A 25152-nucleotide genomic window follows, 5' to 3' on the forward strand; every position below is an offset into this window, starting at 1 on the left:
TCGTAAGCCAACGAAGACCCGCCTGCGAGGAAACCGAGAATCTGGCCGATGAGCGCCGTGGTGGCTTCATCCATGAGGACGTTCCTTTCGAACTACACGACGATCGAGCCGTCGACAAACCGCTACTGTCCGGTGCTCCGGGGACGGTGCGCGCAATGTTACCCACCGGTGTTTCAGTTCGTAGCGGTTTCGACAAGATCACCGCCAACCGTAGCCCGACTCAACGCAGCGCGGCCGCCTTTCGCGACGCACGCTTGGCCGCAGCGGTTTCGGCGGGCGCCTTCTTCGCCGCGGGGGCGGCCTTCTTGGCTGCCTTTTTCGCGGCGGGCTTCTTCGGCGCCGGTGCGGCAAGGACCTCCTTGAGGAACTGTCCGGTGTAGCTGTCGGACACCGCGGCGATGTCCTCGGGGGTGCCGGTGGCGACCACGGTGCCACCGCCGGAACCGCCCTCGGGACCCATGTCGATGACCCAGTCGGCGGTCTTGATCACATCCAGGTTGTGCTCGATCACGATCACCGTGTTGCCCTTGTCGACCAGCCCGTTGATCACCTTGAGCAGCTTGCGGATGTCCTCGAAGTGCAGGCCGGTGGTCGGCTCGTCGAGGATGTAGATGGTGCGCCCGGCGGAGCGTTTCTGTAGTTCGGCGGCCAGTTTCACGCGCTGTGCCTCACCGCCGGACAGGGTCGGCGCGCTTTGGCCCAGGCGCACGTAGCCAAGGCCCACCTCGACCAGGGTCTTGAGGTAGCGGTGGATCGAGCCGATCGCCTCGAAGAAGTCCGCGGCCTCGTCGATCGGCATGTCCAGGACTTCGGCGATGGTCTTGCCCTTGTAGTGCACCTCGAGGGTTTCCCGGTTGTAGCGGGCGCCGTGGCAGACCTCGCACGGGACGTACACGTCGGGCAGGAAGTTCATCTCGATCTTGAGCGTGCCGTCGCCCGAGCAGGCCTCGCAGCGGCCGCCCTTGACGTTGAACGAGAACCGGCCCGGCTGGTAGCCGCGCACCTTGGCCTCGGTGGTGGAGGCGAACAGGGTGCGGATCTTGTCGAAGACGCCGGTGTAGGTGGCCGGGTTCGAGCGCGGGGTGCGACCGATCGGCGACTGGTCGACCTGGACCAGCTTGTCGAGGTTGTCGAGGCCGTTGATCCGGGTGTGCCTGCCGGGCACCTGACGGGCACCGTTGAGCTTGTTCGCCAGGACGGTGGCCAGGATGTCGTTGACCAGGGTCGACTTGCCCGAGCCCGAGACACCGGTGACCGCGGTGAGCACGCCGAGCGGGAACGCCACGTCCACGTTCTGCAGGTTGTGCTCGGTGGCGCCGACGACGGTGAGCTTGCGCTTCTTGTCGATGGCGCGGCGCACCAGCGGCAACTCGATCTGCTCGCGGCCGGAAAGGTATGCGCCGGTGAGGGATTCGGGTTCGTTGAGCAGATCCTCGTACGGCCCGCTGTGCACCACGCGGCCACCGTGCTCGCCGGCCAGGGGGCCGATATCGACCACCCAGTCCGAGGCGCGGATGGTGTCCTCGTCGTGTTCGACCACGATCAAGGTGTTGCCCAGCTTCTTCAGACGCAGCAGGGTTTCGATGAGCCTGCGGTTGTCGCGCTGATGCAGGCCGATCGACGGTTCGTCCAGGACATACAGGACACCGACCAGGCCCGAACCGATCTGGGTGGCCAGGCGGATGCGCTGGGCCTCGCCGCCGGACAGGGTCGCGGCGGCGCGGGACAGGGTCAGGTATTCCAGGCCGACGTCGAGCAGGAAGCCGAGGCGTGCCTGGATCTCCTTGAGCACCTGACCGGCGATCGCGGTCTGCCGCTCCCCCAGGGTCAGCGAGTTCAGGAAGTGCGCGCAGTCGCCGATGGACAGTTCGCTGACCTCGGCGATCGACTTGTCGGTGCCGTCCGCGGCCAGGGTGACGGCCAGGATCTCCGGGCGCAGGCGCGAACCGTCGCAGACCGGGCAGGCCACGTCGCGCATGTAGCCGTCGTAGTGCTCTTTCATCTGCTCGGACTCGGTGTTGTCCATGCGCCGCTGCAGGAACGGCATCACGCCTTCGAAATCGGCGTAATAGGAGCGCTTGCGGCCGTAGCGGTTGGTGTAGGACACGTGGACCTGGTCGGAGCTGCCTTCCAGGACCGCCTTGCGGGCCTTGGCGGGCAGTTCGCGCCACGGCTTGTCCATCGAGAAGCCGACCGCTTCGGCCAGACCCGACAGCAACCGGTTGAAGTACTCGGCGGTCTGACCGCGTGACCACGGGGCGATCGCGCCCTCGGCCAGGCTCAGGTCCGGGTCGGGCACGACCAGTTCCGGGTCGACCTCCTTGCGGATGCCCAGACCCGTGCAGTCGGGGCAGGCGCCGTAGGGCGAGTTGAACGAGAACGAGCGGGGCTCGAGGTCCTCGATGTCGAGGGGGTGGCCGTTGGGGCAGGCCAGGCGTTCGGAGAAGCGGCGCTCGCGGTCGTGCGCGTGTTCGTCGCGGTCGACGAAATCGAGCACGACGATGCCGTCGGCCAGGCGCAGCGCGGTTTCGATCGAGTCGGTGAGGCGCTGCTTGGAGGCGGCCTTGACCGACAGACGGTCCACGACCACCTCGACGTCGTGCTTCTCCTGCTTCTTCAGCTTCGGCGGATCCGACAGCGGATACACCACGCCGTCGACCCGCACTCGCGAGTAGCCCTGGGTCTTGAGCTGGTCGAACAGGTCGACGAACTCGCCCTTGCGAGTACGCACCACCGGCGCCAGGACCTGGAATTTCAGGCCCTCGTCCATGGCAAGGACCTGGTCGACGATCTGCTGCGGGCTCTGCTTGGCGATCAGCTCGTGACACACCGGGCAGTGCGGCGTACCGGCGCGGGCATAGAGCAGGCGCAGGTAGTCGTAGACCTCGGTGATGGTGCCGACCGTGGACCGCGGGTTGCGGTTGGTCGACTTCTGGTCGATCGACACCGCGGGCGACAGGCCCTCGATGAAGTCGACATCGGGCTTGTCCATCTGTCCGAGGAACTGTCGCGCGTAGGCCGACAGCGATTCGACATAGCGGCGCTGCCCCTCGGCGAAGATCGTGTCGAACGCCAGGCTCGACTTCCCGGAACCGGACAGACCGGTGAACACGATCAGGCTGTCGCGCGGCAAATCCAGGTCCACACCTTTCAGGTTGTGTTCCCGAGCTCCGCGCACAGTGAGGCGTTCCGCCACCTGGTGAATCCCTTCTCCATCGTCATCCGCCGACCGGACATATTCCCCCTTGAACAATGCTAGGCCGAGGGTCTGACAAGTTTCGGTACGCGAACGTGAAGGCCCATGAACCGGACATCCGCGCGAGACGCGAGACGAACCGCGTTCGCCGACCACCCCCCACAACCCGGATGCGCGGATTATGTTGGACCACAAGGGTGGATCGTTCGACATGATGAAGGAGCCGGTGTGCTCGAGGTGTTTCTGGTCGACGACCACGAGATCGTGCGGCGTGGGTTGATCGATCTACTCGAGGGTGATCCAGAACTCACTGTGATCGGTCAGGCAGGCGGCGTCGCCGAGGCGATGGTGCGCATTCGCGAAACCCGCCCCGACGTCGCGGTCCTGGACGTGCGGCTGCCCGACGGCAACGGCATCGAACTGTGCCGCAACCTGCTCGCGGAATTCGACGACCTGCACTGTCTGATCCTGACCTCGTTCTCCGACGAGCACGCCATGCTCGACGCGATTCTGGCCGGGGCCAGCGGGTACGTGGTCAAGAACATCGACGGGATGAAGCTGGCCGACGCGATCAAACAGGTCGGCGCGGGCCATTCCCTGCTCGACACCCGCGCCGCCGACGCCCTGCGCGCCCGGCTGCGCCGCAGCGCCGAGCCGTCCGGGCCGTTGGCCGGGCTCACCGACCAGGAACGCCGACTGCTGGAACTGCTGGGCGAGGGCCTGACCAACCGGCAGATCGCCGCGCGGATGTTCCTGGCGGAGAAAACGGTGAAGAACTACGTCTCGCGACTGCTGGCGAAACTGGGGGTGGAACGTCGCACCCAGGCCGCGGTGCTGGCGACCAAACTGCGCGAGCCGTGAATCAGGACGGGACGACGATGGTCAGGTCCCCGTCGTAGCGGCGGTAGAGCAGGTTGCCGCGACCGGTGTGGCTGTCGGTGAAGAACAGGTAGGGCAGCCCGGCGGTGCACAGCGCGTTGGACGCTTCGTCCTCGGCGTACACCGGCGCCGCGTCCTGGACCACCCGCACCGGCATCGCGCTCGCGGTCAGCGGCAAATCCACCGAACCGAAGGCCGCGGCGGTGTGGCGCTGCCTGGCCAGGGCGACACCGTGCGGGTCGGCCCAGGTGACGATGGCGTCCTCGCCGGTGTCGGCGTCGATGAACAGGTAGGCGTCGTAGTCCATCGCGTCGAGCACGGTGCTGGCTTCCAGCGGGGTGCCGGTCATCAGGGCGCAGTCCTTGCGACGGATGATCGACCGGGTCTCGGTGACCTGGGCCAACGGGCGACGCGCCGGATCGGGCCACGCGCCGCGCGATTCCTTGCCCGCGCGACGGGCCAGCTGACGGTCGAGGCGTTCGGCGGCGAAGGTGACCGCGAAACCGCCGGGGCCGGTGACCTGCACGCGGGTCAACGTGTCGTTGGTGCGGATGTTGGCCTGCACCAGGGTCTGCTCCTCGCAACCCTCCGGCGCGGTGACGCGCACCCTGGCCGGACTGTCGAGGTGGTGCCTGCGCATGACACGGGTGATAGCGCGAACAGCACGGGTGACATCCTGGGCCGGCACTTCGCCACGCGTGGTCACGGCAAGCTCCGGGTCCGCGGCGGTCGTCCAGTGCTGGGTGCTCGACAACGAATTCATCATGTGCCCCACTTCTCGATCCAATTCCCGGTGCCCAATGCCACCACTGTTGAACCGCCCGGTGAAGGGCCGAAAGTCACTGAACCCGTGCGGGCCTTCGCAGCTTCACACACCGCCGGTGCCGCAACGCCACGCGGACTAGACTTCGCCATAACTTGTTTCGACGAGAAAGTGGCGACGGGAAACGGCGATGACGAATGACGGTCGCAACGGCCGCAATTCGGTGGGCCGCACCGTATCAGAGCAGCGATTACGGACACTGCTCGGCGAGGTGGCCGATCGAGTCGATGTGATGATCGGTTCGCACGATCGGATGGACGGCCTCGTGGAGGCCATGCTCACCGTCACCGCGGGCCTCGACCTGGACGAAACGCTGCGCTCGATCGTGCGCACGGCGATGAATCTGGTCGACGCGCGGTACGGCGGGCTTGCCGTGCGCGGACATGATCAGCAGGTCGCGCAGTTCATCGACGAGGGCATTCCCGAACACCTGCGGCACCTGATCAAGGAGGTGCCGGTCGGGCACGGCGTGCTCGACCCGATCCTGGCCGAGAACGCGCCGCTGCGCCTGGACGACGTCACCACCCATCCCGCGGCCGCCGGTTTTCCCGCGGGTCATCCGCGCATGCACACGTTTCTCGGTGTGCCGGTACGCATTCGGGACAAGGTGTTCGGCAGCCTCTACCTCACTGAGAAGGTCGACGGGCAGCCGTTCACCGAGGAGGACGAGGTCCTGGTGCTGGCGTTGGCCGCGGCGGCGGGCATCGCGGTCGACAACGCGCAGCTCTACGAGCAGGCCCGCACCCGGCAGGCGTGGATCGAGGCCACCCGCGATATTGCGACCGAGTTCCTGGCAGGCACCGAATCCGATCGGGTGCTCGCCCATGTCGTGGACCACGCGCGCAAGCTGACCGGCTCGCATCAGGCGTTTCTGGCGTCGGTGCCCGTGCCCGACGAATTGCCCGGGGAGATCACCGAATTGGTGATCACGCAGTGGACAGGACCCGATGCCGGGCAGGACTGGCAGACCGTGCCGATCGCGGGCACGGCCATGGGCGAGGCGTTCAGCAGACGCACCCCGCTGCGCTACGACGATGCCGCGACGGTGACCTTGGGCGTGGAGATCCCCGGTGCCGAATCCTTCGGTGCGGGACCGGTTCTGGTGTTGCCGCTGTGCACCTCCGACGCCACGCTCGGTGTGTTGGTGACGGTGCGACCGCCGGGTTTCGCGCCGTACACCGACGAAATGCTGGAGCTGACAGCGGCTTTCTGCGATCAGGCGGCGCTGGCCGTTCGTCTTGCCGACGCGCAACGACGCATGCGCGAACTCGACATCGTCGCCGACCGCGACCGGATCGCGCGCGACCTGCACGACCACGTGATCCAGCGCCTGTTCGCGATCGGCCTGACCCTGCAAGCGACCATGCCAAAAGCCGTGGTTCCCGATGTGCGACAACGACTTTCGACGGTGATCATGGATCTGCAGGAAGTCGTACAGGAGATCCGCACCTCCATCTTCGACCTGCACGCCAGCGGCCCCGGCCACAGCGAAGGGTTGCAGCAGCGCCTCGAGGTGGCGATTCGACGGCAGACCGCCGATATCGCGCTGCGCGCCACGATTCAGGTGTCGGGTCCGCTGTCGGTGCTGGATCCGCAACTGGCCGATCACGCCGAGGCGGTGGTGCGCGAGGCGGTGAGCAACGCGGTGCGCCACTCCGGGGCCGATACCGTCGCGATCGTGATCGAGGTGGCCGACGATCTGGTGATCATGGTGTCCGACAACGGGTGGGGCATCCCCAACCACGTCATCCGCAGCGGGCTGCGCAATCTGGAACAGCGGGCGCAGGAGGCGGGCGGGTATTTCGAGGTGGGTCCGGCGGCGCATCCCGATGCCGACGGCAAGCACCCGGAGATGACGGGCACCCAGTTGCGGTGGGCGGTGCCGCTGCCGCAAGACACACCCACGATCGGCGGGTTCGCCCTCGCTGCCGGACCCGACGCCGCCGAGGACTGACAGCGCTCACGCGAGGACCGAGACCGCTCAGGCGACGGACACTGCTCAGGCCGGGGCCAACACGACCGCCGCGTTGTTACCGCCCATTCCCATCGACAGCTTCAGCGTGAGACCGTCGTTCATCGGGGTCGGACCGTCGAGCAGACGCGGGTGCGCGGGCGCCACGATCGGGGCCGAGGCGACGATTCCCCGCTCGTACGACATCGCCACCGCGGCGACCTCGATCGCCGCCGAAGCGCCCTGGCAGTGTCCCGCCAGCGGTTTGAGGGCGGTGATGGCCGGGCGGTCGTCGAACACCGTGGTCATCACGTCGCGTTCGGCGGCATCGCACTGCCGGGTGCCGGTGCCGTGCGCGTTGAAGTACGCCACGTCGGCGGGGTCGATCCCGGTCACCTCCAGTGCGCGTCGCACGCAGGCGATGATCTGGGCGTGGGAGGGATCCACCGACACCACGTGGAAGGCGTCGTTGGTCATCGCGCCGCCCAGCACGCGGGCATACGGCCGGTCGACCGCGTCGGTGAGCAGCAACCCCACCGACGCCTCCGACATGGTGAATCCGAGGGTGTCGTCCTGGAAGGGCCTGCACGCGGTGAACGGGTCCGCGTCCGCGACCGCGGCACCCATGCCGACGAAGTGTTCGAGCATGTCCGGGGTGGCGGACAGGTCGGTCGTGATGCACAACACATCGTCGACCACACCCGTGTCACGCCACATTTTCGCCGTCAGCAGCGCGACATTGCCGGAACTACACGCCGCGGACACGTTCATCGCGGGGCCGTGGAAACCGAACTCCTGCATCACCACCGAGATCGGCGTGGACGGCAGCATTCGCAGGTAGTCGCGGGACCGGCGATGGCCGTCGTCGAGCAGGTAGAAATCTCGCCAATCCGCCACATCGCCCAAGGTGAACGCGTGGATCAGACCGACGGTGCGGCCCTGGTCACGCCAGCCGCGCGCGTGCGCGTCGGCGATCGCCTCACTGGCCGCGGCGTACACGGCACGCCCGAACAGGCCGGTCCCGTGCGCCGGGTCGCCGCCGTCGGGAATGCGCCCGACCCAGGCGTGTTCATCGCGTCCAGGCCCGTAACCGGGGTACAAACGGGCGGCCGGTTTGACCCCCATGAGTCCCTGCCACAGGTACTCGCGACCCCACCCGTAACCGGACACGACACCGATCCCCGCGATCGACATAGAATCGGGTCGGTGGGCCATGCCGCCTGTGAGCACATCCGGTTTCACATCGCTCCTCGCGGATCTTCATGAAGGATCACCAGACTAGTCCGGGATGCCGTACGCAGACCAGGCCCAGAACGGGGGTTTTCGCAGTGGGAGAAGACATGACCGACGCGGCGAGCGCCGAACAGCTCGCGATGCGCTATCGGTCGCTGGTCGAACACACTCCCGACGCGATCTGCGTGCACGAATCCGGCACCATCGTCTACGTGAACCCGGCCATGGTTCGCCTGCTGCACGCACGGTCGGCGCAGGAGCTGCTCGGGCTGTCTATCACCACGTTTGTTCATCCCGATTCTGTGGCGCCCATGCTCGAACGGATCAACCAGCTCACCGCGGCGGGCTCGGCGTCCCCACCCACCGAAATGGATCTCATTCGCGTCGACGGGCGCACGGTGCCGGTGCAGACGGTGTCGGTGCTCACGGTGTGGCAGGAAAAACTCGCGTTCCAGGTGGTGGTGCACGATCTCACCGCGCAACGCGCCGCCGAAGCGTCCGCGCGGCAGGCCGAAGCGTATTTCACGACCGTGGTGTCGCAGCTGGAAGAAGGGGTGCTGGTGGTCGACCAGCACGGTCGCCTGGAATCGCTGAACCCCGCGGGTCGGCGCATCCTCGGCATCGACGAGAACGAGCCGGTGCTGGGCCTGCACATCAACGAATTGCCGGCGACGATGATCGACCGGGAGGGCAAGCCGCTGTCGCCGGGCAAGCACCCGATGGCGCACACCCTGGCCACCGGCGAGGCGGTGACCCAGTTCGTGTTCGGTGTCGATCGCGCCGACGGGCAACAGGTGTGGCTGTCGTGCAACTGTCGACTGCTCACTCCCGACAGTCCGGAGTCGGCGGGGGTGTCGTCGTTCGCCGACATCACCGCGTTCCGGGCCAGCAGGCGCCAACTCGAATACCAGGCCACCCACGACGCGCTCACGGGGTTGGCGAACCGTTCGCTGATCCTGTCGCAGCTGTCGGCGGCGCTGGCCGATGAGGGCGGCACCCTGGTCACCACGGTGCTGTTCATCGACCTCGACGGTTTCAAGGCCATCAACGACACCCTCGGGCACGCCATCGGCGACATGGTCCTACAGATCGTGGCGCAGCGATTGCAGCAGGCGTTGCGCAGCGAGGATCTGGTCGGGCGGCTGGGCGGCGACGAATTCCTGGTACTGCTCGCGGGTCATCCCGATCGCGCCGATCTGCCCGCGCTGGTGGAACGGCTGCGGGTCACGATGTCGGAGCCGATCATCGCCAAGGGCCATCGCCTGGAAGTCAGCGCGTCGGTGGGCATCACCGAACTGGGCCCGCACGAGAACCGCACCCCCGAGGCCGTGCTGCACGACGCCGACCTGGCGATGTACCGCGACAAACCGTCGGCGCACCGTGAGCTGGGTCTCGGTGCGAATCGACGCGCGAACAACACCCACGCCTCCTGACAGACTGGTCGGCGTGATCGTCGAACACGCGCTGCTGCCCGTTCGCCCCGGTGCCGACGCCGCCTTCGAAGCGGCCTTCGCGCAGGCGTATCCGATCATCGCCGCGATGCCCGGTTTCGGCGGATTGTCGTTGTCGCGGTGCGTCGAACGGCCCGAGACGTACCTGCTGCTCGTGCGGTGGGAACGGTTGGCCGACCACACCGTGGGATTTCGACAGTCACCGGAATATCTGCGCTGGCGTGCGCTGTTGCATCACTTCTATGAGCCCTTCCCGGTGGTCGAGCACTTCACGCCGATCCTGGGCGACGAAGTCTTCCCGGTAGCACCCGACGCTGCCGCGGACACGTAGACTCGACAACTCTGTTCTCAACGCGGTGACATGCCGGCGAATAAAGGAGTCCTGTTTTGCCCGACCGCCTCGCCGAAGATCGTGCCGCCGCCACACCCGGCGCGCACAACCGCGAGATCGAACAGGAGCAGCAGCACCTTTCGGTGCTCTACGACCGCCTGGACGCCATGCGTGGCTACGCCCAGAACCGGCTGAAAACGGTGCTGCTGGAATCGGGTGGCACCCCGCAGGCGCGCAGTGAGCGCGAGTCGTTCAGCCAGCTCTACAACGAGGACCTGGCCAAATACGACGCCGCCGAGCACGGTCTGTGCTTCGGCCGCATCGACCTGGAGAACACCGACGACGACGCGCGCTACATCGGTCGACTCGGCATCCTCGACGAGGACAACGACTACGAGCCGCTGCTGCTGGACTGGCGCGCTCCCCTGGCCCGCCCGTTCTACCTGGCCACCACCGCCAACCCCGAGAACGTCACCCGGCGCAGGCACATCCGTTCGCGCAACCGCTCGGTGACCGCGATCAACGACGAGTACCTCGATCTCGACACCGCCGAACGCGACGGGGTGGTCGGCACCGACGACGGGGTGGGTGGCGAGAGCGCGCTGCTGTCGGCGCTCAATGCCGCGCGCACCGGGCACATGAACGACATCGTCGAAACGATCCAGAGCGAGCAGGACGCGATCATCCGGTCCGAGCACAAGAGCGTGCTCGTGGTGCAGGGTGGGCCGGGCACGGGCAAGACCGCGGTCGCGCTGCATCGCGCGGCGTTCCTGCTCTACACCTACCGGCAGCAGCTGGCCAAGGCCGGTGTGTTGATCATCGGCCCCAACGCCACCTTCCTCGACTACATCGGCCAGGTGCTGCCCTCGCTCGGTGAGACCGGTGTGCTGCTGTCGACCATCGGCGACCTGTATCCGGGCGTGAAGGCGGTGCGCGAGGATTCGCTGCGCGCCGGACAGATCAAGGGCTCCCTCGACATGCTCGAGGTGCTCAAGCAGGCGGTGCGCGACCGGCAGGAAGTGCCCACGGAACCGATTCGGCTGAGCTTCGACGGCTATCCGGTGCTGCTGGATCGCAAGATCGCCACCCGGGCGCGCGGCCGGGCGCGGTCGTCGCGGCGCCCGCACAACCTGGCCCGGCCGATCTTCGCGTCGTCGGTGATCGACGCGCTCACCGACCAGCTCGCCGCCACGATGGGTTCGGATCTGTCGGGCGGGACCAGCCTGCTCAGCTCCGCGGACCTCACCGAGATCGGCGACGAGATGCGCGCCGACCCGCAGGTGCAGGCGGCGATCAGCGCGCTGTGGCCGGTGCTGTCACCCCAGGACGTGCTCGCCGATCTGCTCGCCGACCCCGCGCGCCTCGACCGCGCCGCCAAGACACTGAGCCCGGAAGATCGCGCGGAACTGGTGCGGTCCGACGACGGCACTTTCGGCGCGGCCGACGCCCCGCTGCTCGACGAACTGGCCGAACTGCTGGGCGTGGACGACACCGAGGAACGCGAACGGTCACGGCGTCGCTGGCGGGCCCAGATCGAGGAAGCCCAGGACGCACTGGACATCCTCACCGGTTCCGCACCGCAGGACATCGAGGACGAACTGGACCCCGAGATCCTGATGGCCTACGACCTGATCGACGCCTCCCAGCTGGCCCAGCGCCAGGAGTTCACCAACCGGCAGACCACCGCCGAACGTGCCGCGGGCGACCGCACCTGGACCTACGGGCACGTGATCGTCGATGAGGCACAGGAACTTTCGGAGATGGCGTGGCGAATGGTGATGCGGCGCATCCCCAATCGGTGGATCACCGTGGTCGGCGACGTGGCGCAGACCGGTGACCCGGCGGGCGCGTCGTCGTGGCAGCAGGTGCTGGAACCCTATGTGGCCAAACGGTGGAAGCTCACCGAGCTCACGGTCAACTACCGCACGCCCGCCGAGATCATGGCAGTGGCGGCCGATGTGCTCGCCGCGATCGATCCCGGTTCCCAGGTGCCGCGTTCGGTGCGTGAAACCGGCAATCCCCCACGCGCATATAAGGTTTCGGCCGCCGAGGTCGCGGGGCGGTTGGCGCGGTTGATCGAGGAGGAACACGGTCCCGGCACCGGCGCGGTCCTCGCGCCTGCTGCCCTGGTTCCCGAATTGTCTTCGCTGGCAGGCGAATCCGTGCAGGTGCTCACCGTGCACGATGCGAAGGGGCTCGAGTTCGACCGCGTGTATCTGGTGGAGCCGCAGGCGATCCTGGACGAGTCACCGCGCGGGCTCAACGATCTGTACGTCGCGTTGACGCGCGCCACGCAGCGACTGTCCGTCGTGCACACCGACAAGCTGCCCGAGAGCCTCGCCGCGCACTTCGCCACATAAAGAATGTGGCGTCGCGCTGATCCGCGACGCCACACTCTTTGTGCGAGTCTCCCCTGATTTCGCGAGCACATGGGTAACTCACCGGGGACTGGCCGACCTTCCCCTCGCCCTACCTCCAGCCGCCTACGGTCTCGACTTCCACCTAGGTCTGGCCTAGAGGCGCGGGGAGGCGGTTACCGTACGGTGTGCACGATCAGCACGTCCGAACGGGACTTGCGGGCCACGTCCGAGGGGACGGAGCCCAGCAGGCGGCCGGTGAGGGTGTTCAGGCCTCGGTTACCGACCACGAGCAGGTCTGCCTTGACCTCGTTGACGAGGTCGAGCAGCGAATCGACCGGCTCGCCGACAATCGCGCGGTCGACGATGTTCTTCGCACCGGCGGCAATGGCCTTCTCCCGAGCGACGATCAGGATCTCGTTGGTCGGGGCCGAGCCACGGACCTGGTAGGCCTCGTCCTTGAGCACATCGGCGGCGGCTGCGACATCGCGGTCGTCGGTCGGGAAGTAGGCGCAGGCCAGCACGAGAGTCGCGTCCGCGTCCCCGGCCAGAGCCGCGGCCTTTTCCACTGCCACGTACGACGAATCCGAGCCATCAGTACCGACGACAATGGTCCGGTAGGCGGTCATCTCTCCTCCAACTGGTCAGTGCCCCACTGCGGCACTCGGGAATCGAGCGTCAGCGCGGCAATCGGCTCGACCCTAACGCCAATTCGGGCCGATTTATCAGAAATCGCAACAGATCACATCGGGAGTGTCGACCGCACTGTGCACTGTCCGCGCGATCCTGACCACCGGCAAACAGACGTACCTGCGACAACATGTCCGGCTACCGGCAAAACTGTGGCCTATCACAACACGATCAACGATGCTGTGCGACTGGGACTTCGGTCACATCACCCTGAAAAGCTGGGCAATCCACAGGCGGCGCTTCCGGTTCCGGTCGACGGATCCACGGTCACCGTGGCGGGAATGAGCCACTGCGGGATGGACGTGCCGAGCAAGGCCGTCAACTGATGCGCGCCGGCGGTGGCAGGCCACCACGTGGTTGTCGTATCGCCGGCGAACGAGGGCACCGCGCCGGTGCCGATCAGGACACCGTCGTCGTAGAAGTGCACCGTCGATCCCGCGAACCCGGAGCTCAATCCGGGAATGGACGCCCCTCCGCGATAGGAGCAGCCGACCCGATGATCATCTCCGGCGACGAACACCGGCGTGGAGTAAGCGTGCGCGTTGGGCGCGAATACCACTGCCGCGGCCAGCGCGGTAGCGAACACAGCCCCGAGACCGGCGGCGCGAGGGGTGCGAGAAACAGTTGTTGTCACCGTTGGTTTCCTGACTACTCCACGCAGCAGCGACTGCTGCGAATGCGGTGACCCTATCGAGCGATCCTTTCGACATTGTCCGAAACGTCAATACTTCACACCACATATTTCTGGGGTCTGGACGCGGACGGCGGGGATCGCCCGCAATGCCTGTGCCGTGCGGGCGTATTCCAGTGGTGGCAATCCGATCTCGGCGGCGAATTCGCGGGCCCTGGTCGAAATAGCCGAGTTCACGACCGCCGCGTCGCCGCCTGGATGGCGGAGCAGGGCTGACGGTCCGCGCCGCGGGGTCGGCATCGAACGTCAGCTCAGCCCCGCGGCGTCCATGCCGCGCAACTCCTTCTTCAAGTCGGCGATCTCGTCGCGTAATCGACCCGCCAACTCGAATTGCAGTTCGCGCGCGGCGTTCATCATCTGCGCGGTGAGTTCGGTGACCAGCGCGGCCAGTTCGGCGCGCGGCATCGACTTCACGTCGCGATCGGCGTAGATACCCGCACTGGCGCGGCCCGGCTCGCCCTGCGCACGGCGGCCGCGGCTGGCGTTGCGGCCCGAACCGCCCACGGCCACTTCGTCTTCGGCCTCGCGATACACCTGGTCCATGATGTCGGCGATCTTCTTGCGCAGCGGTTGCGGGTCCAGGCCGTGTTCTTCGTTGTAGGCGACCTGTTTGGCGCGGCGACGGTCGGTTTCCTCGATCGCGTGCTGCATGGAGTCGGTGATCTTGTCCGCGTACATGTGCACTTCGCCGGACACGTTGCGGGCCGCGCGGCCGATGGTCTGGATCAAGCTGGTGCTCGATCGCAGGAAGCCTTCCTTGTCGGCGTCCAGGATCGCGACCAGCGATACCTCGGGCAGGTCGAGGCCCTCGCGCAGCAGGTTGATGCCCACGAGTACGTCGAATTCGCCCAGGCGCAGTTCGCGCAGCAGTTCCACGCGGCGCAGGGTGTCGATCTCGGAGTGCAGGTAGCGAACCTTGATGCCGAGACCGAGCAGGTAGTCGGTGAGGTCCTCGGACATCTTCTTGGTCAACGTGGTGACCAGCACGCGCTCGTTGCGTTCGGCCCGTTCGCGGATCTCGTGCACCAGGTCGTCGATCTGACCCTTGGTCGGCTTGATCACGATCTTCGGGTCGACCAACCCGGTCGGGCGGATGACCTGTTCGACGACCTCGCCACCGACCTGCCCAAGCTCGTACTTGCCCGGCGTCGCCGACAGATACACCGCCTGACCGATCCGACCGGCGAACTCCTCCCAGGTCAGCGGGCGGTTGTCGATGGCAGACGGTAGGCGGAAGCCGAAGTCGACCAGGTTGCGCTTACGCGACATGTCCGCTTCGAACATGCCACCGATCTGCGGCACCGTGACATGCGATTCGTCGATCACCAACAGGAAGTCGTCGGGGAAGTAGTCGATCAACGTCGCGCCCGCCGAACCGGCCGGTCGACCGTCGATGTGCCGTGAGTAGTTCTCGATGCCCGAGCAGAACCCGACCTGCCGGATCATCTCCAGGTCGTACTCGGTGCGCATCCGCAACCGCTGCGCCTCGAGCAGCTTGCCCTGCCGTTCCAGTTCCTCGAGCCGCACGGCCAGTTCGGCCTCGATGTCGGCGACCGCGCGCTCCATCCGCTCGGGTCCCGCGACATAGTGCGTGGCGGGGAAGATTCGCGCCGAATCCACCTGTCGCACAACATCTCCGGTGAGCGGGTGCAGGTAGTACAGCGCTTCGATCTCGTCACCGAAGAACTCGATGCGGATCGCCAGCTCCTCGTAGGACGGGATGATCTCGACGGTGTCGCCGCGCACCCGGAACGAGCCGCGGGTGAACGACATGTCGTTGCGGGTGTACTGCACGTCCACCAGCAGACGCAGCAGCGCGTCGCGGTCGATCTCGCCGCCGACTTCCAGTTGCACCGACCGATCCAGGTACGACTGCGGGGTGCCCAGGCCGTAGATGCACGACACCGACGCGACCACCACGACATCGCGACGCGACAGCAGACTCGAGGTCGCCGAGTGCCGCAGCCGCTCGACATCGTCGTTGATCGAGCTGTCCTTCTCGATGTAGGTATCGGTCTGGGCGATGTACGCCTCGGGCTGGTAGTAGTCGTAGTACGACACGAAGTACTCGACCGCGTTGTTGGGCAGCATCTCGCGCAACTCGTTGGCCAGCTGGGCGGCCAGGGTCTTGTTCGGTGCCATCACCAGAGTGGGGCGCTGCAACTTCTCGATCAGCCAGGCCGTGGTCGCGGATTTACCGGTACCGGTGGCACCCAGCAGGACTACGTCCTTCTCGCCCGCGTTCAGCCGCTTTTCGAGCTCGGCGATGGCCGCGGGCTGGTCGCCCGCGGGCTTGTACTCGCTGACCACCTCGAACTTGTTGCCCGCGCGCTCGATGTCGCCGACAGGACGGTGCTCGGAATGGGCGATCGGGTGACCCCGCTCTTCGTACCCTTCCGCCGGGATCTCGGTTGCGAATGCCATGGACCAAGCTTAGGCGCGACCACTGACACATTCTGAGTGCCGACGATTCCCCCGCACTCACCGGGCGCGCTACACGGGCGGTCAGCCGGTAGATTCTGCGCTCATGACGCAGGCAGCCACCGTGCATCCACCGAAGGTCGAGTACTTCGACGTCGCCGCACGGACCAACACCGACCCCAAGGGCTTCGTGCGACCGGTGGAGATCTACCGGGAACTGCCGTGGGGGCTGTATATGGGTCGCCACTCCGATCACGCGAGCTTCCACTACCTCGAGTCGTGGGTGCTGCCGGAACTGTCGCTGCGGGCGTCGAAGCTGCACTACAACCCGGGCGTGGAGCAGTGGCAGGACGTCTACGTCGACGTCGGCTCGTTCACCTGGGAGTCGCCCACGCTGATCCGTGGGGTCGATCACTACCTGGACCTGTTGGTGCGCACCCACCGCGATGTCCGGCTCGTGGACGTGGACGAATTGCTGGTCGCGCATTCCACCGGCCTGCTCGACACCGCGGACTGCCAGGCCGCGATCGAACACGCGACCGCCGCGGTGGACGGCATCGCCGCGCACAACTACAGCTTCGAGGACTGGCTGGCCACCCTCGGCATGAACCTGACCTGGCGCTGAAACGACGCACCGCCCGAACCCACGCGGGGTCCGGGCGGTGCGAAGGTACTAGCTCAGGACAGGTTGCCGAGCAGGTCGGCGAGGCCGCCGCCGCAGCCCGCGCTGCCCGTGGCAGCCGCTTCGCCGACGGTGACCGTGATCGAGTCACTGATCAGCAGCTGACGCGCCTCGAGCTTGTGCTGGCCCGCGGTGGTCGGCTCCCAGGTGATGCTCACCGTGCCCGACAGCACCGACGGCGACACCGGGCTGCCCGGGATGTCCACGCCGTTGTCGGTGAACTTCACCGAGGTCAGCCGGTCCACCTCGACCGCGGCGGTCAGCTTGTAGCTACAACCGACCTTGTGGTCGGTTCCGGCCACGCCGAGGTTGCCCACCCAGGCCGAGGCCTGCGGAGCGGCCAGCACGATGCTGGCGGCGACGGCACCGAGGGCGGTGATGCCGAAGCCCGCACGGCCGAACTGACGGTGTTGTGTTGTCATACGCGCTACAACTTCCCCTGTGAATCGAGTCACCGTTTAGTGACTTCGCACAACTTACACAGCGCGCGACGCGTGCGGACGTTTTCCGAAACATTGATGTTTAACAGATGTGCGGGTGGTTCACGCGCGGGCGCGAGCCCACTGGGTCACCACCGGATACACCGCGTCGAACCACGGCTCCTTGACACCGTAATAGGCTGCACCGGCCGCGTCGACGTCCAGTCCGGCCGCCGCGAGTTCGGCGCCGCGCTTGACCGCCAGGTACTCGGCACGCGCGCTGTCGTCGGCGCGCAGCCAATCGCGCAGGTCCAGGGCGAACCGCTGTCCCGGTGAATCCTGTACGCGCAGATGGATATTGGCGGGTCGGCCGGGATCAGCGTTGCCGTGCAGGCGTTTTCCCCACAGGTCCAGGTCGGTGCCGTCGGGATCGTCGGGGCCCGGCTTGGGATTGTCGTGGGTCACGTTTGCCGCCAGCGGGAAACCGGCCGCGGTCAGTGTGCCGGTCAGCGATTCGGCGGTCGCCAGATCGGGCACCGTGACCTGGATGTCGATGATGTCCTTGGCGGGCAGGCCGTGCACCGCGGTCGAGCCGACGTGATCGATGCGCACCGCGGCGGCCCCGCAGGCCAGGTGCAACCGGGCGATGAGCCTGCGCGCCTGCACATCCCATTCCGGGTCGGTGACCAGTTCGTACGCCGCGCGTGCGCGCACACCGTCGCGCTGGTTGCGTTCGAAGGGCACCAACCGCTGTTCCCACAGGTTCCGCACCTGCGCCTGGATCACTTCCGGTGCGCCGTTGTTGTCCAGCCACACATCGGCCACCGCGCGTCGCTGATCGTCGGTGGCCTGCGCGGCGATCCTGGCGCGCGCGTCGGCTTCGTCGACCCCGCGATGCTCGACCAGCCTGCGCAGCCGGGTCTGTTCTTCGGCGCCGACCACCACCACCAGCTGCATCAGCGGCGCGAGCCCGTTCTCCACCAGCAGCGGAATATCCTGCACCACAATGGCATCGGCGGCGGCGTCACCGATCAGCTCCGCGGTGCGGGCGCCGACCAGCGGGTGTGTGATGGCGTTGAGTTTGCCGCGCGATACATCGTCGGCGAAGGCGACAGCTGCCAGCGCGGGCCGGTCCAGACTGCCGTCGGCGCACAGGATCTGCTCGCCGAAGGCCTCGACCAGCGCGGCCAGTCCGGGGGTGCCGGGCGCGACGACTTCGCGGGCGATCGCGTCGGCGTCGATGAGCACCGCCCCGAGGTCGACCAGGGCCCGCGCCACTGTGGATTTACCCGCTCCCATGCCTCCGGTGAGGCCGATCCGCAACATGGTCCCCAGTCTCGCATCCCGCCGCCCACGCCGGGGCACCTACCTCGACACGCCCACGCGCACAACGGCGCAGGTCCCCACTCGGGCGCGTCGCGTGGATTAATCTTCGGCCCAGGCGTCAAGGCCGCACGACTACCGACGGGATGATCATGGGTACCAGGAATCAGCGGACGGCTCGCCACCGCCTCGGTATGCCGGGCGGTGTGCACTGCATCGAATACCCCGCGGTGGCAACGACTTTGGCTCAGTACCGCCGGTCCTGGTTCAGTGCCCTGCTCTCCCCCGCCCGACACAGTTTCGCCGCGATGCGCAAACGTCCGTACCTGGCCTCGGTGTATTGGGCACCCGCCGCCGCCGCTAACTGATCCGACCGCACGCTTCTTGACACAAAGGCCGAAGGCCCCGATCCAATCGGATCGGGGCCTTCGGTTTATTGCTTGTGCCTGAATCAGGCGTTGCCGGAGAGCTTCTCCCGCAGAGCCGCGAGCTGGGCATCGCTGGCCAGCGAGCCGCCCGTGGTCTCGGCCGGACCGGAGGTGGACGCAGGAGCGGCGCCACCGGTCTCGGAGGAGTAGTTGCCCGCGACGGGACCACCAGCGGCGGCCTCGGCGGCAGCGTCGGCTGCCATCTTCTCCATCTGAGCAGTGTGCATCTTGTGGCGACGCTCGGCCTCGGCGTAACGGCCTTCCCACTCTTCACGCTGCTTGTCGAACCCGTCGAGCCACTCGTTGGTGTCGGGGTCGAAGCCTTCGGGGAAGATGTAGTTGCCCGCATCGTCGTAGCTGTCGGCCATGCCGTACTTCGACGGGTCGAACTCGGCGTTGTAGTCCTCGTTCGCCTGCTTCAGCGACAGCGAGATACGACGACGCTCGAGGTCGATGTCGATGACCTTGACCATGGCGTCGTCGCCGACGGCCACAACCTGGTCCGGGACCTCGACGTGGCGCTCGGCCAGCTCGGAGATGTGGACCAGGCCCTCGATGCCCTCTTCGACGCGCACGAAGGCACCGAAGGGAACCAGCTTGGTGACCTTGCCGGGCACGATCTGACCGATCGCGTGGGTCCGGGCGAACTGACGCCACGGGTCTTCCTGGGTCGCCTTGAGCGACAGGGAGACGCGCTCGCGGTCCAGATCGACGTCGAGAACCTCGACGGTGACCTCGTTGCCGACCTCGACAACCTCGGACGGGTGGTCGATGTGCTTCCAAGAGAGCTCGGAGACGTGCACCAGGCCGTCGACGCCACCCAGGTCCACGAAGGCACCGAAGTTGACGATGGAGGACACGACGCCCTTGCGGACCTGGCCCTTCTGGAGCTGGTGCAGGAACTCGGAGCGAACCTCGGACTGGGTCTGCTCGAGCCAGGCGCGACGCGACAGAACCACGTTGTTGCGGTTCTTGTCGAGCTCGATGATCTTGGCCTCGATCTCCTTGCCGACGTACGGCTGGAGGTCGCGGACACGACGCATCTCGACGAGCGAGGCGGGCAGGAAGCCACGGAGGCCGATGTCGAGGATCAGGCCGCCCTTGACGACCTCGATGACGGTGCCCTTGACGGCCTCGTCCTTCTCCTTGAGCTCCTCGATCGTGCCCCACGCGCGCTCGTACTGCGCCCGCTTCTTGGACAGGATCAGGCGGCCTTCCTTGTCCTCCTTGGTGAGGACCAGGGCCTCGACCGCGTCGCCCACGGAAACGACCTCGTTGGGGTCGACGTCGTGCTTGATGGAGAGCTCGCGGGAGGGGATGACGCCTTCGGTTTTGTAACCGATGTCCAGCAGGACCTCGTCACGATCGACCTTGACGATGGTGCCTTCGACGATGTCGCCATCGTTGAAGTACTTGATCGTTGCGTCGATGGCGGCCAGGAAGTCCTCGGCGGAGCCAATGTCGTTAATGGCTACCTGCGGCGAGGTGACGGTGGTGGGCATATGTGGGTTTGCTCCGGACGGATTGTGGTCGGTTGCGGACATTGGAACTTTCGGTACGCTGCGAGATCACCGCGATGATGCGACGATAGGGATACGGGTAAGTATCGCACGGACCGCCGCACTTGCCGCTAGATCAACTCAGCGTGCATCAGCGTACGCGACCGTCGCGGACACGGGCAAACCACCCCCCACGCCACACCGACACGACGCGCGACCGCTAGATCGGGCCGCCGTGCAAGTGGTTGAGCAGGGCACGGAACACCACGTAGTTGGGCGTCTTGCTGATGACCGAGCCGTTCAACTTCCGCCGGCCGGCCTCGATGAAGAGGATGTCGTCGAGGATTACCGACGTCGCCGTGAGCTCGGCGATGGGCACTCGTTTCTTGCGGTCGCCGACCTCGGTCGCGGTCAGCCACAGATCCCCGAACTCCACCCGACGGCCCGATTCGATCGTCGCGAGGGCGGTCGGCAGTTGACTGACCAACACCGCGGCCCGGATGGCGGGCGCCCATGCTCGCTGACCTTCGTACATCTCGGTCACCTCGATCTCGTCGCCATCGCTGCCGGTGAGAGTGAGGGTGACGACCTTCTCCCCCGTCGTCGAGTGCCGTCGTGGCTGGGTCCGCTCGAACAGTCGGGTCGCGTCGTACCGAACCGCTCGGGGCTGACCTCGCAGGCAGTGCACGACGCCATGGTCGAACAGGTCCAGTCGTGATTTCGACCCATAGGTCAGGCGCCGATACCCCAGGGTGACGACCACGGCGCCACAGGCCAGCCAGGGTGTCATCAAGAACAACCCCATCACCCAGAACGAGCCCTCGGGGCCGTATAAGTACAGGTAGATCGCCAACGCGCCGAGCGCGATGAACGGCAGGGCGAACTTCGCGATGCGCCACAGCGACGGGGGCGCGGCCCGGTGTATGGACCTTTGCGCGCCGAGACCCGCCCGCTCGGCTACGGCGTGAATCCGCGCGGCCAGGGTCGCGTTGGTCGACAGCGGTTGACTGGTCATCACGCGATCCCCCGAACCTTGCTACTTCGCCTGAATCGTACGGCGATTCGTTCGGGTTCGGCGGTCGAATCGGCCGTCTCGGGCCTCGCTAGGCTTGGGCCGTGTCCGACGACGAACGCCACGCGCAGGCCAACGCGCTGCTGGGTACTTCAGCGATCGCCCGTACCAAGATCGACTCGCGCGACAGCGAGCGGGCGAATCGGCGCTGGTGGGACGCCGATGCCGAGCAGTATCACCAGACGCACGCCGACTTCCTCGGGGTGGACTCCCCCGGTGGTGAGTTCGTGTGGTGTCCGGAGGGGCTGCACGAGGGTGACATGGGGTTTCTCGGTGACATCGTCGGCAAGACCGTGCTCGAGATCGGCTGTGGTTCGGCGCCGTGTTCGCGGTGGTTGGCCGGGCACGGGGCGTTGCCGGTCGGGCTGGATGTGTCGAGGGGGATGCTCGAGCGTGGCGTGGCCGCGATGGAGCTGGGTGGGCCGCGGGTTCCGCTGGTTCAGGCCGGGGCCGAGGCGTTGCCGTTCGCGGACGCGTCGTTCGATCTGGCCTGTTCGGCGTTCGGCGGGGTGCCGTTCGTGGCCGATTCGGCGTTGGTGATGCGCGAGGTGGCGCGAGTTCTGCGGCCCGGTGGGCGCTGGGTGTTCTCGGTGAACCATCCGATGCGCTGGATTTTCCCCGATGATCCGGGCGAGGCCGGGCTGACGGCCACGATCCCCTACTTCGACCGGACTCCTTATGTAGAGGTGGACGCCGACGGCGTGCCGACCTACGCCGAGCACCATCGCACGATCGGTGACCGGGTCCGCGAGATCGTCGGCGCCGGCCTGCACCTGGTCGACATCGTCGAACCGGATTGGCCGGAGTGGCTCGATCGCGAATGGGGTCAGTGGTCGCCGCTGCGCGGGCAGATCTTCCCCGGCACCGCCATCTTCATCGCCGAGAAGCCCTAGAACGGCGGCAGCGCCGCGAACGACGGGTCGACCCGCACGCTGGGCACCGTGTCGGCGACCCAGCGGCGGGCCCTGGTCAGCGCGTGCTGGGGGAATTCGGCGTCGAAGCGGACGTCGTCGGACAGCAGATAGGGCAACCGCCCGCGCAGGCCGGGCGCGTACGGGTGCGGCGGCGTCATCTGGTCGCGCCGGAACCGCCGCCCCACCGCGGTCTCCCGCGCCCCCGGCACCCCGGTCTCCGGGCAGATGATCTGGAACACCGCCGAACACCGATCCTTGGGCACCACGATCGATGCCGCGAACACCAATTCCCCCCGCGGCCCGGGCATTTGCGTCTTCTCCACCCGTAACAACGCGGGCAACCGATCCACCCACACCACGAACGCCTCGATCAGGCATCCGGTGCGCGCGTGGTGCTCCGACAGCCGCCGGCGCAGTCGCTTCAGGTCATCCAGTCGCGCGGGCAGATCGGGCGCGCCGTTGACATAGTTCAACGCGACGACGTCACGAGTGGCCGGATTCCCCCAGGTCGTGTCGTCCAACTGTTGCATTCCAGGAATGTCGAACGAGATGGGCACCGAACCAATTTACCGGCGGTGTCGAGTTCGGTTGTGCCGCTGGGTCGTTTGGCGCGTCGATCAGGCAGGTACGCGCTCCTCGACCAAGTCGACGAGCCAGGATTGGTGACTGGTCACCATTGCGCGGCTGCGCGGGGTGGCCAACACGGTGGCCAGGGCGGTGCGAAACGCCTCGGCGGTGGGGCGGTCGTCGAAATCGAGGTCGACCAGGATCCGTTCCGGGGTGCCGTCGACGCGACCGACGCGATAGGTGCGCACGCCGTTGTCGGCGCGGAACCGCTCGTACTGGTCGAACGCGGACTTCCACTCGTCGTAGTCGCGAACGGTGTTGTCGATGTGCAGGGTGACGGTCATGATGGCCTCCGTAGCCGTGCCGATGGGGTACCTCGATCATCGGCCGGTCACGGGTACTACCGACATCCCTGATCCTGGGGGGTTTTCCGCCGTAGGCTGGACGGGTGCCGAGTTCTTTGGCCGACCGGATCGGCCGTGTGTGCCAGACCGCGCACTCCGCCAAACGACTGCGCGAACTCGTCCTGGCCGAGATCCGCACGACGATCCCGTTCACCGGTCATGTCTTCGCGCTCACCGACCCCGTCACCGCGGTCGCGACGGCACCGCTGGCCGATGTGCCCGGCCTGGACTTCGGTTGGGCCCCGCTGTCGTGCTCGTCGACAACACCTTGCGGGTGCGGTCCCAGACCGCCGCCGCCGCCGATTCCCTGCTGCGCCTGCTCCCCCCGGACGAACCGATCCCACCGGTGCCCGCCTCGGTCTACAACGCGGCCGCCGCCGTGCTCGCCATAGAGGCGGGTACCCCGCTCGGCCCCGCCACCTCCCGCGTCCACCTGGGCGGCAACCGCTGGCTGACCGTGAAAGCCGACCGTCTCGGCACCGACATCGCCGTAGCCCTCGAGCCGAGCACCGCCATCGAACGCCTCGATCTGTTCGCCCGAGCCCACGCCCTGTCCACCCGAGAATCCCAGGTCCTGACCCTGCTGGCGACCGGCCTGGACTCCCACGAACTGGCGGCCGAACTGTTCCTGTCCGAACACACGATCAACGACCACGTCAAAGCCGTGCTCGCCAAGTCCGACACCCGAACCCGCCAGCGTCTGCTGTCGCGCGTGCTCGGCGTCGGCTGATCCGCTAGTCGCGCTTGGGTTTTCGGCCCGCCTGTTCCAGGGCGAGGCGGAGGGCGTATTCGATTTGGGAGTTGACGCTGCGTAGGTCGTCGGCCGCCCACTTGGCCAGGGCTTCGTGGACGGCCGGGTCGAGCCGCAGCAGGATCTTTTTGGGGTCCTTCTTCGGCGGGGTCATGGGGTGGCTCAGGCGTAGAGGGATCCGGTGTTGACCACGGGTTGGACGGCGCGGTCGCCGCACAGGACCACCAGCAGGTTGGAGACCATGTTGGCTTTGCGTTCCTCGTCGAGTTCGACGGTGCCCTGTTCGGCGAGGCGGTCCAGGGCCAGCGCGACCATGCCGACGGCGCCTTCGACGATCTGGGTGCGGGCAGCCACGACCTGGGCGGCCTGTTGGCGTACGAGCATGGCCTGGGCGATTTCGGGGGCGTAGGCCAGGTGGGTGATGCGGGCTTCGATGACTTCGATGCCGGCGGTGAGGGTGCGTTCGCCCAGTTCGACGGTGAGTTCTTCAGCTACCTCGGCGCCGTCGCGCAGGCTGGTGCGGGTGGCGTCGTGGGCGTCGTAGGGGTGGGTGGTGGCGAGGTGGCGCACGGCGGCTTCGGACTGGGTGGCGACGTATTCCTCGTAATCGTCTACGGCGAAGGCGGCTTTGAAACTGTCGACGACCTTGTAGACGACCACGGCCGCGATCTCGACGGGGTTGCCGTCGGCGTCGTTGACCTTGAGCTTCTGGGTTTCGAAGTTGCGCACCCGCAGGGAGATGGATTTGCGGTCGGCCAGGGGGACCACCGAGAAGAAGCCGGGGTCGCTGACCGAGCCGATGTACCGGCCGAAGAAGGTGACGACCTTGGCCTCGTTGGGGTTGACGATGGTCAGCCCGGTGGCGAGCAACGACACGACCAGCATCGCGACGACGGCCGCGATCGCACCGGCCCAGGCGAGTGCGCCACCGCCGTGCTCGGTGGCGGAGATGAACGCGAGGACGGTGGCGACCCCGAACAGCACGATGAACACCAGCCACCCCAGTAACACAACGAACCCGTTGACGCGGAACGCGGACCGTAGCTCCATGACATCCTCCGATATCTCAG

24 protein-coding genes are annotated in these 25152 nt (G+C 66.9%); 9 read left to right on the plus strand and 15 right to left on the minus strand.

The window, feature by feature from the left end; translation table 11 throughout:
• Positions 1-220: 220 nt before the first annotated feature.
• Positions 221-3196: an excinuclease ABC subunit UvrA gene (gene uvrA, locus ACFWU5_RS12050; protein ID WP_379267145.1), complete on the minus strand. Its 2976-nt coding sequence runs from the start codon at positions 3194-3196 to the stop codon at positions 221-223.
• Between the two features lie 228 nt (positions 3197-3424).
• Here uvrA and ACFWU5_RS12055 point away from each other — a divergent pair, with 228 nt between their 5' ends.
• Complete coding sequence (locus ACFWU5_RS12055) at positions 3425-4057, plus strand: response regulator (RefSeq protein WP_379244607.1); 633 nt, start codon at positions 3425-3427, stop codon at positions 4055-4057.
• Position 4058: 1 nt separating this feature from the next.
• On the opposite strand, the gene ACFWU5_RS12060 is transcribed toward ACFWU5_RS12055, so the two are convergent.
• Positions 4059-4841, minus strand: coding sequence for a sigma 54 modulation/S30EA ribosomal C-terminal domain-containing protein (locus ACFWU5_RS12060; protein WP_379244605.1), 783 nt, complete (start codon positions 4839-4841; stop codon positions 4059-4061).
• 187 nt (positions 4842-5028) lie between these two features.
• On the opposite strand from ACFWU5_RS12060, the gene ACFWU5_RS12065 reads away from it, so the two are divergent.
• Positions 5029-6852 (plus strand): GAF domain-containing protein, encoded by a 1824-nt coding sequence (locus ACFWU5_RS12065; RefSeq protein WP_379244603.1) that lies wholly within the window; start codon positions 5029-5031, stop codon positions 6850-6852.
• Positions 6853-6897: 45 nt separating this feature from the next.
• Here ACFWU5_RS12065 and ACFWU5_RS12070 read toward each other — a convergent pair whose 3' ends face one another.
• Positions 6898-8091, minus strand: a complete 1194-nt coding sequence (locus ACFWU5_RS12070) for a beta-ketoacyl synthase N-terminal-like domain-containing protein (RefSeq protein ID WP_379244601.1) — start codon at positions 8089-8091, stop codon at positions 6898-6900.
• Positions 8092-8189: 98 nt separating this feature from the next.
• On the opposite strand from ACFWU5_RS12070, the gene ACFWU5_RS12075 reads away from it, so the two are divergent.
• The 3 genes from ACFWU5_RS12075 to ACFWU5_RS12085 are packed head-to-tail and all read left to right on the plus strand — an operon-like array spanning position 8190 to position 12224.
• A complete protein-coding gene (locus ACFWU5_RS12075) occupies positions 8190-9515 on the plus strand; it encodes a diguanylate cyclase domain-containing protein (RefSeq protein ID WP_379244599.1) in 1326 nt (441 codons plus the stop codon).
• 13 nt (positions 9516-9528) lie between these two features.
• Positions 9529-9864: an antibiotic biosynthesis monooxygenase family protein gene (locus ACFWU5_RS12080; RefSeq protein ID WP_379267147.1), complete on the plus strand. Its 336-nt coding sequence runs from the start codon at positions 9529-9531 to the stop codon at positions 9862-9864.
• A gap of 56 nt (positions 9865-9920) precedes the next feature.
• A complete protein-coding gene (locus tag ACFWU5_RS12085; RefSeq protein ID WP_379267149.1) occupies positions 9921-12224 on the plus strand; it encodes a HelD family protein in 2304 nt (767 codons plus the stop codon).
• A 173-nt stretch (positions 12225-12397) separates the two neighbouring features.
• Here the strand turns inward: ACFWU5_RS12085 and ACFWU5_RS12090 are convergent, their stop codons facing one another.
• The 4 genes from ACFWU5_RS12090 to uvrB all read right to left on the minus strand — a co-directional run bounded on the left by ACFWU5_RS12090 (position 12398) and on the right by uvrB (position 16026).
• A complete protein-coding gene (locus ACFWU5_RS12090) occupies positions 12398-12850 on the minus strand; it encodes a universal stress protein (protein ID WP_379244593.1) in 453 nt (150 codons plus the stop codon).
• 266 nt (positions 12851-13116) lie between these two features.
• Positions 13117-13545 (minus strand): hypothetical protein, encoded by a 429-nt coding sequence (locus ACFWU5_RS12095; protein WP_379267151.1) that lies wholly within the window; start codon positions 13543-13545, stop codon positions 13117-13119.
• A gap of 87 nt (positions 13546-13632) precedes the next feature.
• A complete protein-coding gene (locus ACFWU5_RS12100) occupies positions 13633-13842 on the minus strand; it encodes a hypothetical protein (RefSeq protein ID WP_379267152.1) in 210 nt (69 codons plus the stop codon).
• A gap of 6 nt (positions 13843-13848) precedes the next feature.
• On the minus strand, positions 13849-16026 hold the full coding sequence (uvrB, locus tag ACFWU5_RS12105) for an excinuclease ABC subunit UvrB (RefSeq protein ID WP_379244587.1): 2178 nt from the start codon (positions 16024-16026) through the stop codon (positions 13849-13851).
• A gap of 103 nt (positions 16027-16129) precedes the next feature.
• On the opposite strand from uvrB, the gene ACFWU5_RS12110 reads away from it, so the two are divergent.
• A complete protein-coding gene (locus ACFWU5_RS12110; protein ID WP_379244585.1) occupies positions 16130-16648 on the plus strand; it encodes a DUF402 domain-containing protein in 519 nt (172 codons plus the stop codon).
• 53 nt (positions 16649-16701) lie between these two features.
• Here the strand turns inward: ACFWU5_RS12110 and ACFWU5_RS12115 are convergent, their stop codons facing one another.
• Positions 16702-17127 carry a hypothetical protein gene (locus ACFWU5_RS12115; protein WP_379244583.1) on the minus strand — a complete coding sequence of 142 codons (426 nt, stop codon included), beginning with the start codon at positions 17125-17127 and terminating at the stop codon, positions 16702-16704.
• A gap of 120 nt (positions 17128-17247) precedes the next feature.
• Positions 17248-18450 carry a dephospho-CoA kinase gene (coaE, locus tag ACFWU5_RS12120; protein WP_379267153.1) on the minus strand — a complete coding sequence of 401 codons (1203 nt, stop codon included), beginning with the start codon at positions 18448-18450 and terminating at the stop codon, positions 17248-17250.
• Positions 18451-18599: 149 nt separating this feature from the next.
• On the opposite strand from coaE, the gene ACFWU5_RS12125 reads away from it, so the two are divergent.
• Positions 18600-18815: a hypothetical protein gene (locus ACFWU5_RS12125; RefSeq protein ID WP_379267154.1), complete on the plus strand. Its 216-nt coding sequence runs from the start codon at positions 18600-18602 to the stop codon at positions 18813-18815.
• Positions 18816-18898: 83 nt separating this feature from the next.
• Here the strand turns inward: ACFWU5_RS12125 and rpsA are convergent, their stop codons facing one another.
• Together rpsA and ACFWU5_RS12135 are read right to left on the minus strand one after the other, a co-directional pair.
• Positions 18899-20377: a 30S ribosomal protein S1 gene (gene rpsA / locus ACFWU5_RS12130; RefSeq protein ID WP_379235224.1), complete on the minus strand. Its 1479-nt coding sequence runs from the start codon at positions 20375-20377 to the stop codon at positions 18899-18901.
• 217 nt (positions 20378-20594) lie between these two features.
• The gene (locus ACFWU5_RS12135; protein WP_379267155.1) at positions 20595-21389 is read right to left on the minus strand and encodes a DUF6585 family protein; all 795 of its coding nucleotides are present in this window, start codon (positions 21387-21389) and stop codon (positions 20595-20597) included.
• 101 nt (positions 21390-21490) lie between these two features.
• On the opposite strand from ACFWU5_RS12135, the gene ACFWU5_RS12140 reads away from it, so the two are divergent.
• Positions 21491-22339: a class I SAM-dependent methyltransferase gene (locus ACFWU5_RS12140; RefSeq protein WP_379267156.1), complete on the plus strand. Its 849-nt coding sequence runs from the start codon at positions 21491-21493 to the stop codon at positions 22337-22339.
• Here the strand turns inward: ACFWU5_RS12140 and ACFWU5_RS12145 are convergent.
• Together ACFWU5_RS12145 and ACFWU5_RS12150 are read right to left on the minus strand one after the other, a co-directional pair.
• Positions 22336-22917 carry a hypothetical protein gene (locus ACFWU5_RS12145; RefSeq protein WP_379267157.1) on the minus strand — a complete coding sequence of 194 codons (582 nt, stop codon included), beginning with the start codon at positions 22915-22917 and terminating at the stop codon, positions 22336-22338. The two genes, ACFWU5_RS12140 and ACFWU5_RS12145, sit on opposite strands and share 4 nt — an antisense overlap.
• Before the next feature lie 60 nt (positions 22918-22977).
• A complete protein-coding gene (locus tag ACFWU5_RS12150; protein WP_379244572.1) occupies positions 22978-23271 on the minus strand; it encodes a hypothetical protein in 294 nt (97 codons plus the stop codon).
• A 295-nt stretch (positions 23272-23566) separates the two neighbouring features.
• Between ACFWU5_RS12150 and ACFWU5_RS12155 the strand changes: the two genes are divergently transcribed.
• A complete protein-coding gene (locus tag ACFWU5_RS12155; RefSeq protein WP_379267158.1) occupies positions 23567-24061 on the plus strand; it encodes a LuxR C-terminal-related transcriptional regulator in 495 nt (164 codons plus the stop codon).
• A gap of 4 nt (positions 24062-24065) precedes the next feature.
• On the opposite strand, the gene ACFWU5_RS12160 is transcribed toward ACFWU5_RS12155, so the two are convergent.
• A complete protein-coding gene (locus tag ACFWU5_RS12160) occupies positions 24066-24236 on the minus strand; it encodes a toxin-antitoxin system HicB family antitoxin (protein ID WP_379244569.1) in 171 nt (56 codons plus the stop codon).
• An 8-nt stretch (positions 24237-24244) separates the two neighbouring features.
• The gene (locus ACFWU5_RS12165; protein ID WP_379244567.1) at positions 24245-25132 is read right to left on the minus strand and encodes an SPFH domain-containing protein; all 888 of its coding nucleotides are present in this window, start codon (positions 25130-25132) and stop codon (positions 24245-24247) included.
• Positions 25133-25152 lie beyond the last annotated feature (20 nt).

Source organism: Nocardia sp. NPDC058640 (genome assembly GCF_042716995.1).
Classification (GTDB): Bacteria; Actinomycetota; Actinomycetes; order Mycobacteriales; family Mycobacteriaceae; genus Nocardia.